16 protein-coding genes and 1 pseudogene are annotated in these 12878 nt (G+C 36.6%); 8 read left to right on the forward strand and 9 right to left on the reverse strand.

Features of this window, described 5'->3' with window-relative positions:
- Nucleotides 1–475 precede the first annotated feature (475 nt).
- Together recJ and P618_RS01510 are read left to right on the forward strand one after the other, a co-directional pair.
- Entirely contained in the window at nucleotides 476–2284 is a 1809-nt protein-coding gene (recJ, locus tag P618_RS01505) for a single-stranded-DNA-specific exonuclease RecJ (protein ID WP_162147050.1), read from the forward strand.
- A complete protein-coding gene (locus tag P618_RS01510) occupies nucleotides 2275–3426 on the forward strand; it encodes a glycosyltransferase family 4 protein (RefSeq protein ID WP_021827661.1) in 1152 nt (383 codons plus the stop codon). Before recJ ends, P618_RS01510 begins: the two co-directional genes overlap by 10 nt.
- Before the next feature lie 219 nt (nucleotides 3427–3645).
- Here P618_RS01510 and P618_RS08760 read toward each other — a convergent pair whose 3' ends face one another.
- Entirely contained in the window at nucleotides 3646–3777 is a 132-nt protein-coding gene (locus tag P618_RS08760; protein WP_275574322.1) for a hypothetical protein, read from the reverse strand.
- On the opposite strand from P618_RS08760, the gene P618_RS09090 reads away from it, so the two are divergent.
- Complete coding sequence (locus P618_RS09090) at nucleotides 3736–3984, forward strand: hypothetical protein (protein WP_420805312.1); 249 nt, start codon at nucleotides 3736–3738, stop codon at nucleotides 3982–3984. The two genes, P618_RS08760 and P618_RS09090, sit on opposite strands and share 42 nt — an antisense overlap.
- Nucleotides 3985–4046: 62 nt before the next feature.
- On the opposite strand, the gene recO is transcribed toward P618_RS09090, so the two are convergent.
- The 3 genes from recO to trxB are packed head-to-tail and all read right to left on the reverse strand — an operon-like array spanning nucleotide 4047 to nucleotide 6056.
- On the reverse strand, nucleotides 4047–4643 hold the full coding sequence (recO, locus tag P618_RS01520; protein WP_021827659.1) for a DNA repair protein RecO: 597 nt from the start codon (nucleotides 4641–4643) through the stop codon (nucleotides 4047–4049).
- Nucleotide 4644: 1 nt separating this feature from the next.
- Nucleotides 4645–5175, reverse strand: a complete 531-nt coding sequence (ruvC, locus tag P618_RS01525) for a crossover junction endodeoxyribonuclease RuvC (protein WP_021827658.1) — start codon at nucleotides 5173–5175, stop codon at nucleotides 4645–4647.
- Nucleotides 5127–6056, reverse strand: a complete 930-nt coding sequence (gene trxB / locus P618_RS01530) for a thioredoxin-disulfide reductase (protein WP_021827657.1) — start codon at nucleotides 6054–6056, stop codon at nucleotides 5127–5129. The genes ruvC and trxB overlap by 49 nt, the downstream gene beginning before the upstream one ends.
- Nucleotides 6057–6517: 461 nt before the next feature.
- On the opposite strand from trxB, the gene P618_RS08765 reads away from it, so the two are divergent.
- Both P618_RS08765 and P618_RS09095 read left to right on the forward strand, forming a co-directional pair.
- Nucleotides 6518–6652, forward strand: a complete 135-nt coding sequence (locus P618_RS08765) for a hypothetical protein (protein ID WP_021827656.1) — start codon at nucleotides 6518–6520, stop codon at nucleotides 6650–6652.
- A 370-nt stretch (nucleotides 6653–7022) separates the two neighbouring features.
- The gene (locus P618_RS09095) at nucleotides 7023–7295 is read left to right on the forward strand and encodes a transposase (protein ID WP_420805313.1); all 273 of its coding nucleotides are present in this window, start codon (nucleotides 7023–7025) and stop codon (nucleotides 7293–7295) included.
- A gap of 107 nt (nucleotides 7296–7402) precedes the next feature.
- Here the strand turns inward: P618_RS09095 and P618_RS01540 are convergent, their stop codons facing one another.
- Nucleotides 7403–8038, reverse strand: coding sequence for a hypothetical protein (locus P618_RS01540; RefSeq protein WP_021827654.1), 636 nt, complete (start codon nucleotides 8036–8038; stop codon nucleotides 7403–7405).
- Between the two features lie 160 nt (nucleotides 8039–8198).
- On the opposite strand from P618_RS01540, the gene P618_RS07715 reads away from it, so the two are divergent.
- The gene (locus P618_RS07715) at nucleotides 8199–8354 is read left to right on the forward strand and encodes a hypothetical protein (protein WP_024161049.1); all 156 of its coding nucleotides are present in this window, start codon (nucleotides 8199–8201) and stop codon (nucleotides 8352–8354) included.
- A 433-nt stretch (nucleotides 8355–8787) separates the two neighbouring features.
- On the opposite strand, the gene P618_RS07725 is transcribed toward P618_RS07715, so the two are convergent.
- Complete coding sequence (locus P618_RS07725; RefSeq protein ID WP_024161050.1) at nucleotides 8788–8940, reverse strand: hypothetical protein; 153 nt, start codon at nucleotides 8938–8940, stop codon at nucleotides 8788–8790.
- 219 nt (nucleotides 8941–9159) lie between these two features.
- Between P618_RS07725 and P618_RS09100 the strand changes: the two genes are divergently transcribed.
- Complete coding sequence (locus P618_RS09100) at nucleotides 9160–9333, forward strand: transposase (RefSeq protein WP_420805314.1); 174 nt, start codon at nucleotides 9160–9162, stop codon at nucleotides 9331–9333.
- Nucleotides 9334–9694: 361 nt separating this feature from the next.
- Here P618_RS09100 and lpxA read toward each other — a convergent pair whose 3' ends face one another.
- On the reverse strand, nucleotides 9695–10534 hold the full coding sequence (lpxA, locus tag P618_RS01545) for an acyl-ACP--UDP-N-acetylglucosamine O-acyltransferase (protein WP_024161051.1): 840 nt from the start codon (nucleotides 10532–10534) through the stop codon (nucleotides 9695–9697).
- A 1003-nt stretch (nucleotides 10535–11537) separates the two neighbouring features.
- Between lpxA and P618_RS01550 the strand changes: the two are divergent.
- Nucleotides 11538–12000, forward strand: a pseudogene (locus P618_RS01550) (IS5 family transposase); the annotation flags it as partial.
- A 196-nt stretch (nucleotides 12001–12196) separates the two neighbouring features.
- On the opposite strand, the gene P618_RS07730 reads toward P618_RS01550, so the two are convergent.
- Both P618_RS07730 and P618_RS08890 read right to left on the reverse strand, forming a co-directional pair.
- Complete coding sequence (locus P618_RS07730) at nucleotides 12197–12355, reverse strand: hypothetical protein (protein WP_021827648.1); 159 nt, start codon at nucleotides 12353–12355, stop codon at nucleotides 12197–12199.
- 416 nt (nucleotides 12356–12771) lie between these two features.
- Nucleotides 12772–12870, reverse strand: a complete 99-nt coding sequence (locus tag P618_RS08890) for an ABC transporter ATP-binding protein C-terminal domain-containing protein (protein WP_338034116.1) — start codon at nucleotides 12868–12870, stop codon at nucleotides 12772–12774.
- Between the last annotated feature and the right edge of the window lie 8 nt (nucleotides 12871–12878).

Here is a 12878-nt window from a genome sequence, read left to right on the forward strand (position 1 = left end):
AGGGGCAGCGAAAACTTACCGTATTATGCCCATGGAAATCAGGTCGTTTTTCAGCTTACACAAGGTCAGGAGCCATGATTGGTGAAGGGGACAATGAAAGAGGGGCAGCGAAAACTTACCGTGTTATGCCTATGGAAACTTAAGGCAGAACAGCTCCGTTACCACAGGCCATAATAAAAGGTCTTTAAATTTTTTGGGCGCCGTTCACTTTGCTTCAACTGTCGATTGGCTTAATTTAGGATAGGCCCCATGTTCTTTACGATCTGAGATCAGCTCCATAAGCTTTGCAAAAAATCATAATTTTTCGATATGTTCTCTTTTATTCGTATCAACAGGTTAATATACTTTTATCCGATCAGTAACGCTCTCAAAAATTTATTCACAAAGTAAGCAGGATATATTTAAATTTTTGTTTCCTTATTATCTTTTTTATGATATGATTTCTCTTCAGAGTTTTTACAATGCGCGTTACAATATGACTCCTCCACTTTCAGTTCATGCTCTCCCATCTCGTAAAAATATAGCCTCTTTTTCTCATACTGGACGTGAGTGGAATTTTTTGAGTGCTTGTGAACGACATGTCGCTTATTTGAGAGAACAATATAAAGTGAGCGATCTTGCTGCTCGTCTTGTGGCTAATCGTAGCACAATAGAGGAAGCAGAGGAAATTTTTTCTCCTCTTTTGCGCACTCATTTGCCAGATCCAAGCTATCTTCCAGATCTGTTGAATGCTATTGATCATTTGGAAGATGTGATCCGAAACAAACGTCCTCTTGCTGTGTGGGGAGATTATGACGTAGACGGTGCGTGTGCAAGCGCTCTGATTGTGAAATATTGTGACGCGTTAGGTCATCCAGTTATTCCTTATATTCCAAATCGTTTTCAAGAAGGATACGGACCTAATATCCAGGGATTTCAAATGCTGCAAGACACCCATAACGTGTGTGACTTGATTGTTGTGGATTGTGGGAGCACGTCTTTTGAGGTCATGTCTATGGCGCGAGAACGAAAAATGCGCGTTACTATTATAGATCATCACCAGGTTCCAGGAACTCATCACCCAGAGTGTACGTCGTTTATTAATCCAAAACGATTTGATTATACGGGGCCAGAATCTTTGAAAACTCTTTGTGCAGGAGGGTTGGTATTTTTGTATCTTGTTGGAGTCAATCGTTATTTTCGAAAATCAGGCGTATTTTCATTTCTTGGTTGTGGGGAACCAGATTTGTTTTCTTTGCTAGATTTGGTTGCTCTGAGCACAGTGTGCGATATGATGCCTCTTCGAGGAATTAATCGTGTTTTTGTAAAACAAGGATTGAAAGTGTTAGGACAACGTAAAAATATTGGTCTTATGCACTTGTTAGATGTGTCTGGAATTAGAGAAGAGCCAAACGCTATTCATCTGGGGTATGCGCTTGGTCCTCGTATCAATGCGGGAGGAAGAGTTGGAAATTCTACCCTAGGGGTTCAATTGATTTCGACAAAAAGCACCACAAAAGCGCTTGAAATCGCGCAAGAACTTAATGTATTGAATCAAGAACGTCAGCATATTGAGCGCGCAACAGAGCAATTAGCATTAATGCAGGCGTTAAAACAGCAACAGCAGCATTATTTATTTTTGTGGGGTAGTACTTGGCATGAAGGCGTGTTAGGTATTATAGCTGGGCATTTAAAAGAAATTTTTGGAAAACCGACATTTGTTTTATCGGAAAAAAATGGAACTTTAAAAGGGTCTTCTCGATCTGTGTCTGGAATTGATATTGGTAAGCTTATTCATCAAGCATGTGAAGAAGGAGTACTGATGACCGGAGGGGGGCATCCTATGGCAGGAGGACTGACTCTCAGATTCGATCAAATTGGTCCATTTTGTAAATTTTTAGATCAAAATTTTAAAAATTGTTATCCTGAAAAAACGTTAGCTCCCATGAAAGTTGATATGTCCGTCACTTTAGCGCAGATAAATCATCCAGATTTTTTAGATGTTTTAGAACGTATCGGTCCTTTTGGAGCAGATTATCCTTCTCCTATTTTTATGATAAAACGTGTGCGTGTTCAGCACGTGACAGCCTTTGGTCACAATCATCTTCGACTAAAAGTGTATGCTGAAGAACATCCGTCAGTTTTGTATTCCGTGATGTGTTTTCGTATTACCGATAAACCTGCTGGGCCCTTACTCTCGGCTCTTCCAAAAGATCCGATTGATATGCTTTTAACTGTGCAAATTAGTCGAAAATGGGGGAGGCGCTATCCTAATTTGGTTTTAGAAGATTTTCGATGTCTGTAAGTAAACATTTACGTCTTTTATTTTTTGTTTCTGATCTTGATTACTTTATTTCTCACCGTTTGTCGTTAGCTTTAGGAGCAATACACAAAGGGTATGATGTGTGGGTAATGTGCCCTTATGTTGATTCGCTTAGAGAGCTTCCTGAAGGGATTCGAGTTTTTTTCCTAAAAAATTTTCGTAAATCGCGACTATCTCCTTGGAGTGTGTGGAAGGAATTTTTAGAAATTTCAAAAGCATTAAAATCATTAGCGCCAGATATTTTGCACAATGTTGGAATGAAACCTATTTTTTTGGGATCTTATGGGGCACGGTCATCTTGTGGAGTAGTCAATGATTTTTCGGGACTTGGATACACATTTACGGCCTCCTTAAAAGGATATGCATTGAAAAAATATGTGTTGCAGTGTATCTTTTATAGTTTTTTACCGATTGTGTTACGTAAAAAAAATTGTGTTTTATTGTGTCAAAACAAACAAGACGAGTCTATTTTAAGGAAAAGCACAAAAAATTTAAATGTTCCGATCTCTCTGATTCCTGGATCAGGGATAGATATGAGCCATTTTTCTATTCTTCCCATGCAAAAAGGACCTCCTTGGCGCTTACTTTTTGCAGGAAGATTGTTAAAAGAAAAAGGATTAGAAGAGTTAGTAGAAGCTTGTAGATTATTAAATAATTCAGATCTGGAGATTTTGGTTTGCGGGGAAGTGGATCTTGAAAATCCGTCTTCTTGCACGTCAAAGCACATTGAAGCATGGAAAAATTTAGGTAATATTCAATGGCTAGGCTTTCAGAAAGATCTACGTTGGGTATATGAAAAAGTTCACGGTGCGGTATTGCCATCTTATCGTGAAGGATTGCCAAGAAGTTTATTAGAAGCGTGCGCTTGGGGAAGACCAATCATTACAACTCAGGTTCCAGGATGTCAGGACGTTGTTATAGATGGTGTAACAGGATATTTAGTGCAGGCTAGAGATGCATTGGCCTTAAGCATAGCTATAGACGCGTGGATAAAGGATGATCAAAAAGAGCAAAAAGGAAAGGCAGGCCATGACCACGTGTTAAAACATTTTTCTAAAGAAAAAATTCATCCTAAAATATTTGATGTGTATTGTAAAATTTTAAAAAAAGAATGTCAATCTTAGGATCTATGAACACACTTAATGAAGCCAAATGAGAGTTGTAGACAAAAAAAGAGCAGCGCAAAACCTATGAATAGGTGCAAAAGGATGAACCAAAAACGTTTATGTCGAGCTCCATTCAAAGATGTCGGTTAACGAGTCAAGTGCATTTTTAAAAAATATGATCTTCTATTATCCTTTTAAAATAACGAAAATTCTCACAGACAATGGGGCGCAATTTACCTATGAACTGCTTGCGCAAAACTTGAGGCCAAAACGATGTGCAAGAAGCATAATATTGAACACAGGCTCACCAAATTCAAGCATCCTTGGATCAACGGTCAGGTTGAAGTCACCAACAGAATCCTCAAACAACGCGCAACAAAGGCTTATTTTTACAAAGACCTCGATGAGCTAAAGCGCCATATGATGACTTTTGTGCTTTACTATAATCATCAAATAAAGCTGAAATCATTGAAATATCAGCCTCCCTTTGATATTATCATGTTAGAATTTGAACGTAACACGTCAAATTTGAATCACAAACCTAAACTTAATCTACTCTATCTACGAAAATCGTAAACTTAAACATCGACTGAGTAAGAAGAAAAAACTTTTTTTAAAAAATAACCCCTGGTCTTATATTATCTCCAATCAGGAGAATCAAAAATTTTATGATAAGCACGCTCTTTCATTTCTTGCCACCCATTCCACTCTTTTCCTACTCTTTTCCATATATAATCTTGGTGTAACCATTGTTTGTGAACACACATCGCCTTAGGGTTTTGCCAGTTTTTAATAAAATGATGTATTTCCCGGTCTTGGTACCCCAGATAGCATAACATGTGCGCCTCAAAAAGCAGGTAGGCACGCAAACCTTTAGACTCTGAAAGTAAGGAGACGCTTGCTAAAAATGCCTGATAAATACCTAAACAAGGAATTTGTATCGGAAGTCCGTACGTACATAATTGACACATAGAAGTCAACAACACAAAACTTAAAGGGTGGCCGAAAGATTCCATTCCCAATGAAAGCGCTCCATCAACTCTCCAGGTTCCAAGATTTGTTTCAGATCCTCCTTTCCATCTTAAATTTAAAACCCACCCAGGTAATAAAGTTTGAGAAACGCCGTACAAGATGCCTCGTTGGACTCCGTATTGTTGAGTAAGAACGGTTAATATACGTCGACACTCTCCAAAATTTCGCCAACCTAAAACGATTCCAATATCACTCCAATACATATTATTTTTGATGAAATCCGTGACACAACGCAACGGCTAAAGCATCGCTGCAGTCATAAGAGGGGGGAGTTGTATGAAAAATACGCTGTAACATTTGCAAAACCTGCTCTTTAGAAGCGTGACCACTACCTGTTACTGATTTTTTTATAGTATTGGCGCTGTATTCCGTCACAGAAATTTTGAAACACCCCGGAGTCATCAAGGCCACTCCTCGTGCTAGCCCCAATTTTAAGGAAGAATTTGGGTTAGCGTTAACAAAAATTTGCTCAACAGCAGCGCAATGAGGCGTCCAAGTCTGACAAACAGACAACAAAGCTTCATGAATATGCACTAATCGCATTGAAATATCTTGAGCTTTATTTGTTTTTATACGTCCAAAAGCTTTACATACAAAGCGATCTACAGAGTGTGTTGAAATAATCGCCCATCCTGTATAGTTTAATCCTGGATCTAACCCTAAGATACGACGCTCACAAAATATGCTCAGTTTTCTGTCTCCAAAAAATTTACTGCTTCTAACGCGGCCATACATCCAAATCCTGCAGCAGTTACCGCTTGACGATACACGGAATCCATCACGTCTCCTGCAGCAAACACTCCAGGAATCGAAGTTTTTGTGTTTCCTGGAGGACATACAATGTACCCCCTTTCATCGAGCTCTATTTTTCCATGCATCCAATGCGTTTCTGGCTTATGACCAATGGCAATAAACACCCCGTTTACCTCTAACTGATGAAAATGTTGAGATACTACGTTTCGTACAGAAATTCCTGTTACTTGTTTATAAGGAGATTCTATACCAACGACCTCTTCTAAAACATGATTCCAAAGAACACGTATATTGGGTTTTTCAAAAATCCTATTTTGGAGAATTTTTTCTGCCCTTAACTGTTCGCGTCGATGAATAAGTAGCACTTGTGAGCACTGGTTAGATAAATAAATAGCTTCTTCTGCTGCAGTATTTCCTCCACCGATTACAGCAACGACTCGATCTTTAAAAAATCGTCCATCACACACTGCGCAAGAAGACACTCCATATCCCCTAAACCGTTCTTCACTTTCTAACCCAAGCCATTGAGCTTTTGCTCCCGTTGCAATAATTAACGCATCACACACCGTATCATCGTAATGCGTTTGAACGATAAATTTTTTTTGTTCTTGTTTAAAATCAAAGACCGTGTCCGAAAGAATAACTGTTCCACAAGCTTGAGCCTGCTTCATCATTTCCTGCATCAACACAGAGCCTAATACAGGAGTTCCGAATCCTGGATAATTTTCTACTTCTGTGGTCAAAGTCAATTGCCCTCCAGGTTCAGATCCCGACCAAAGTGTGGTCTTGATCCCTCCTCGAGAAAGGTAAATTGCCGCAGTAAGACCTGCTGGACCTGAGCCAATAATTCCCACATGATACATTTAAGCACTCACATGTTGCAACACTTTTGCAACTTAAAAATAATATCCCCCTCATTTTACTCGGATGGAATCAAAAGATAAAGAGGAAAGAATTAAATAAATTTTTTAGCTGTATTACACGATCCATGAAACAAACTTTTGCATGAGTACTTTTTTGTTTTAATTATGAAATTAGATAATAAAAATTCATCTGATATAGTAAATTAAGTTGAAATTTAAGAATAGAAGTGAATTCTGAAACTTAGTTAATCGAAGACAGAGATTCTTGTCTATACGATCTTAGAATTTTCTTTCTGGAAATAAAACTTTGTGCAAATTTCAACGTAAACTTAATTTACCATACTTTTCAAACTTTATAGGCATTCAACGAAAAATCACTCAAAATAAAGTATTTTTCTTGACTTTTATAAAAAAAATTGACTACAATCAGCGTGAATATTTGATTGAATTGTAGGATGTAAATGAAAAAAATTAAAATTTTAGGAATTATCGGATGTGTGTTAATTTTTGCTATATTTTGGATATGGTGGGAGAAACGCTCTATTTATTTAATACAAGAAAATCTTTCTTTGCAAAAATTCATGAAATCAAATTGATCTGAAAAAAGTTTTGTTATCAAGACAATAAAATAAATGTGAGGACAATCTCTGAAAGTATGGATAATTTAGAAGATGTTGATTAAACGTTTTGGGAAACTAAATATTAAATAAAAATTAAGCCAAAAAAGATCTGGAGGCACACGTGAAATACGAACAGATCAAAGCATTAGAAGATGAAATATTTCCAAGAATAAGCGGTATCAAAAATAATACATCCTGTAAAATGATAAGTAATTGTGAAAAAATCAGAAATTAAAAAAGATCGTAGGCAGAAAAAATAAGCTGGATATATGTTTAGTTCCACATTCTTATGGTATAACCTATAAGGAACTAAACAGTTATAGAATCAGAACTTGGGCAAATTGTAATAATGGATAATGCTGCATCTCATAGTTCACAAAGAACGAAAGAGTTGATCGAATCTTTAGGTTGTCAACTGATCTTTTTATCGCCATACTCACCCGATTTGAATCCAATAGAGAAATTTTGGGCTCATATGAAAAGAGAGGTTAAGAACCAAATTAATCATCTTGATAAATTTTATGAAGCTATTGCCGCATTCTTTCAAATCCCATTTTCATGCTTAATTACTATAATATACTTTACTATACTTCCCTTTCTATATTCTCTTGGGTCTTAATCTTACCGAGAAAAAGTGGGCTCAGGTAAAGTAAATTCTTTGCTCCACTCATTGCTCTATTGACGATTTTTTAAATCACCACTTGCTATAACTTTTTTTATACCGGATTAGCTATAGGGTACAAATTGCCCGGAATGATTTTCTACCTCGTTAGAAAAAGAAAGATTTTTTTGGTCAAGAGGAATACTTGCAACGTTTTGAGAAAATGCCTTATTTTGAGATTTTAATGCTTTTTTATTTAAATTTTGCTCTTGCATCGCTGTACTTGCAGATATTGCTCCTTGAAGAGCCTGTCCTGGGACTCCAGAAAAACTGGCAACCGCTCCTAATGCTAGTGTAGCTGACGGCATGGCATTGTTTATAGCTTTTTGTGTACTTTTTATTTGAGCATTAGCAACTCCACGAGCTTGTTCTTGTTTTCCCGCTTGAGCTTCGTTCAAAATTAAACCAAAACTTGCACAATATTTTCGAGCTTCTTCCATAGCCCCATCTTTTGGTCGACATCCTCCGGCGGTTATCTGGAAGCAGGACTCTATTGGCTTATTGTACATCATTTTATTATTTCCATAGCTATCCATACACCATACATTATATGGAGTTCCGCAGCGTGCACACCCTTTTCCTCCTGTAGTCACAAGGTTGGCTGTATATTTAAAGAAAGTAGAGGGCACTTCCATAACGCCCGCGTAACTTTTTTTGATTTCAACAAATAAAAATAAAATAAATAAGATTTTGTAATTCATAATTGTTTATTTTTATTTTAATTATAATACTTTATAGTAAAAAAAAAGCAAAACAAATATTTAATTTTTTTAATTTAATAAATAGATTTCTTACATAACTTAAGCATTTAGTTCCACATTTTGATGGTATAACTTATAAGGAACTAAAGGAGGCTAATTTATGGGAAGTATACTGCATAACAATGCCAAGACGACGCTTCGAGTCCGAAAAAAATACAAAACTCTGTACGGAGCGCTGCAAAAATGGCAAAGCGTCTGGCCCTTCACTATTAAAATTGTTTTGAAGTGGAAGAAAGCCGGTTGTGTTGAGTATTAAACGCTCTGGCCCTGTACAGCCAAAAAGCATTTTATCTGCAACAGAAGCAAAAGATTGTGTGTGAATTTAGGCGCGTTTCTAAGCTTCCGCTTGATGATGTTTATAGTGCTTTGAAAGAGAAGATTTCTAATTTCATGGGCTCTAATCTGCATTGACGCCTCAAAAGACTAAATATCTTACCCAAAAAAGAAGAGTCGGCCCCTGAAAAAAAGAAATTTATCCCTTTGGATTTGTTCATATTGACAGTACAGAAGATCCTCACAAATCAAGGGAAATGCTACCTTTTTTGTGGCCATTGATCGGTCCACAAAGTACGTTTATGTTGAGCTTCATTCAAATATGTCGGTTAACGAGTCAAGTACATTTTTGAAAAATCTGATCGCCCATTGTTCTTTTAAAATAACGAAAATTCTCACAGACAATGGGGCGCAATTTACCTATGAACTGTTTGCGCAACACCTGAGGCCAAAAACGCACCGCCTTTGATGTGATGTGCAAGGAGCATAACATTGAACACAGGCTCACCAAATTCAAGCATCCTTGGATCAACGGTCAGGTCGAAATCACCAACAGGATCCTCAAACACTACACAACAAAGGCTTATTTTTACAAAGACCTCGATGAGCTAAGTTCCATATGATGCTTTTGTGCTTTATTATAATCATCAAAGAAAGCTGAAATCATTGAAATATCAGCCCCCCTTTGATATTATCATGTTAGAATTTGAGCGTAACACGTCTAATTTTAATCACAAACTTAACCACATGTTGTTGGGACTAAACAAGTATTATTTAAAGCTGGGCAAATTGTAATAATGGATAATGCTGCATTTCATAGATCACAAAGAACGAAAGAGTTTATCGAATCTGTAGATTGTCAACTCATTTTTTTACCGTCATACTCACCCGATTTGAATCCAATAAAAAAATTTTGGGCTCATATGAAAAGATGGGTTACGAACCAAATTAACCAACTATAAGAAGATAAGTTTGATTTACAAAAGAAAATTAGATCATATAGTCAAAAACGTCTCTCCTCGATCACTGAGTATTGTGTTTTACTTATTCATAAACCTAAATCTAATTGACTGTACTACACAATAACAAGATGAAGTGTAAAAAACGATTATATCGAAAAATTTAGGAAGATTGACGATAAAAATCCATTATGTGTGATGCGTTAGGAAATTTCTTTATAAATTTTAATTTATACAGAGAAAATTTTTCACAATTACACTCAAGGCCAAAGCGTTGTTGAAAACATCGCTGAGGCCGTTTTAGAAAGATATTATATTTTCAAATAAATCGGTTACATGTCATGCTTTTCATACAAAACATGAATTAAACTTCGACTGAAACACTTAAAGACTTTGTTGTTCCCCAACCGCTTTGATCAGATGAACAGATAGGTCTTATTTTGTTACGAGTGCTTAAAAAACGGTGCATTTCTCGAACAGTCTGATATTGCATAAATTCCGAAGGAATATTATGAATACGAAATTCAAAAGACATTTTGCTTTCTTCTTTGAACAGATATCTATAAGTTTCTCTGAATGCTTGAATTTCTTGAAACGTTACCTCATCTTTTTTCAAACGATGTAAGTTTAAGCCCGCTAATTTTGCACGATTTCCCATAGCAATAGTGTAAGGAGACACATGTCCACCTACTGCAGAACATCCTGCAATCATTGCTCCCTTACCAATTGATGCCATTTGGTGAACTGCAACCATCCCTCCAAGAACCGCTTTATCCTCAATTTCTACATGCCCTCCTAAAATGGCATTATTTGCCATCATCACATGATCTCCTATATGTCCATCATGACCTACATGGCATCCCACCATAATCATACAAAAACTTCCTATACAAGTTAGTCCTCCTCCTTGTTGAGTACCTCTATGGATGGTCACGTGCTCTCGAATTTTCGTGTTCCTTCCAATCACAAGCTTTGTAGGCTCATCCTTGTATTCAGTATGCTGTGGAGCTGATCCTAAAACAGCAAAAGGATAAATGCACACTCCTTCTTGAAGATGTGTATTTTTATCCAAAACCACATGAGATAATAACTGAACATCTTTTTCTAAAATGACATTAGCTCCGATGACGCAATAGGGCCCAATAATGGCACTTGGATGAATCACAGCGTCAGAATGTACAACGGCCGTACTATGAATATTCATACCTGCACACACTCACACTTAAAAAAAACAATCTTCACAAAAAACTCCTTAAATGTATTGCTTTTTATAAACAAATACTTATTACCGATAAAAATTTAGAAACTAACATTTATTGTAATTAAAAAACTTAATAAAAACAATAGGGCAAAAAAAGTATACAATGCTTGGATATTTCAAGTTTTTTCATGTCTGAAGTAATAAAATCTAAATTCTTAGCGAAGTAGGCTTTAAAACACAGTGAGAAAATACTTTTAGGTTATTTTTTTACTGCGTCCACATTTATAGTAAAAGTAGTTGAATTGCGATAAAATAAAAAGCAGTAATTGACTGATATATCCTGGCAGAACTTAATTTTCTGCCTAATTCGTCGTTTCCTATTTTCCTCGATTGGATTTAAATTAGATGAATAAAATGGTAAAAAAACTACAACCGAAAGACTCCATTAATTTTTTGATTTTTTGAGAGTTATGAAATGAAGCATTATCCGTGACTACAATCTGTCCGGGTTTTAATTCTTTTATTAAAAACTGATCTACCCAAGCTTCGAATAATTATGTGTTACAAATACTGTTAAAAAACCATCGGAGCAATCGCTTTATTATTGACTAAATCCGCTACAATATGAGTTTTTTCGTAATATTTACCGCTCTTTTTACCAACAAGTTTTTCACTTTTTTTGCCTCATCTTCTATTTTTTCAAATGGTTAGTTTTCTCCTTTCCGCCCCATCTTGCGTTCTGCACAAATGGTCATCTCAATACCGATTTCATCAATATATACAACTGACGGTATGCTTTTTATAGTTTTTTTATATCATTCTCATTTTTCTTGGTTTACTTTAAAATAGGTAAAGGTTTTTTTTATAGCTAAAGCCTAGTTTCTTTAATCGCCGATACACAGAAAACACAGATTAGCATTACAGTAATTTAGCTTAAATAGTGTAGTCACGAGATAGGAAGTATGATATAAGTGATGCAGTTATTTCATGAATGCATAGGTATTATATGTCAGAAGCCCATCGTCGCCACGATATTTCAGACCGTGTATGGAGTTGTGTTAGAGCCTCATTTACCAGGACGAGAAGGGGTTTGGGGCGAGAAAGCTAAAGATAATCACCAATGTATTAATGCCATGTTCTGGATCTTAAGGACAGGAGCGCCATGGCCAGATTATGGAAGCTGGAGCAATACGCACCGTCGTTTTATCAGATGGAGAGACAAAGGTATCTTGCTCGAAGAACGAGTTGATATTCCGGATTATGAATGGCTGATGATTGATGCAAGTCACATCAAAGTGCATCCTCATGCAGCTGGTGCGAAAGGTGGAAATCAAGAGATTAGCCGCTCAAAAGGGGATTAATACAAAGGTACATCTGGCCGTGGATGCGCATGGTATGCTGCAGTCAGAATCATTATTACAGACGGTACCACGGCTGATTGCACGCAAGCTTGGCAATTGATAAGCGGCTTCTTGTTGAAAATGCCTTTCTCTATCTCAAGCGCTGGCGCGGTATTGCAAGCCATTAATTTCAAGAGAAGCAGTTGTCAATTTGATTGGCAACACCACAACCAACAAAGGTCTAAAATCAGTGATGTTCTTGATCAAAACAACTTCTCTTGTTCTTTTAAAATAACGAAAATTCTCACAGACAATGGGGCACAATTTACCTATGAATTTCTTGCGCAAGACCTGAGGCCAAAAAACAAAACGTACCACCTTTGATGTGATGTTCAAGGAGCGTAACATTAAACACGGGCTCACCAAATTCAAGCATCCTTGGACCAACGCTTAGATCGAAGTCACCAACAGAATCCTCAAACACTACACAACAAAGGCTTATTTTTACAAAAACCTCGATGAGCTAAAGCGCCATGTGATGACCTTTGTGTTTTACTATAGTCATCAAAGAAAGCTGAAATCATTGAAAGATCAGCCCCTTTTTGATATTATCATGTTAAAATTTGAGCGTAACACGTCAAATTTTAATCATAATCCAAACCACATGTTGTTGGGACTGAACATCTTAAAAATAGCATCTTTTTGTCCCGTTTTCAAGCTGAATTACTCTATACGGACGCGTTGACATCATCTATCTTTTCAGACAAAATATACCATGTTTCGCATTACAATTCAACTATTTTTACTGTATGCGTGTAGAGAGAAAAAATCACGAATCTTATTGAAGAGCGAACAACAACTTACACAATAGGGCGATTTTTTACTTACTTATTAAAGTGATTACAAGCTAAAAGTTGTTCCAAGGTATACGGTTCGAACTTTTTCGCTTTTCAGAACAACGTCTGGAGTCCCCTCTTCTAAGACGCGTCCTTCAAACATAATATATA

Source organism: Holospora obtusa F1 (genome assembly GCF_000469665.2).
Classification (GTDB): domain Bacteria; phylum Pseudomonadota; class Alphaproteobacteria; order Holosporales; family Holosporaceae; genus Holospora; species Holospora obtusa.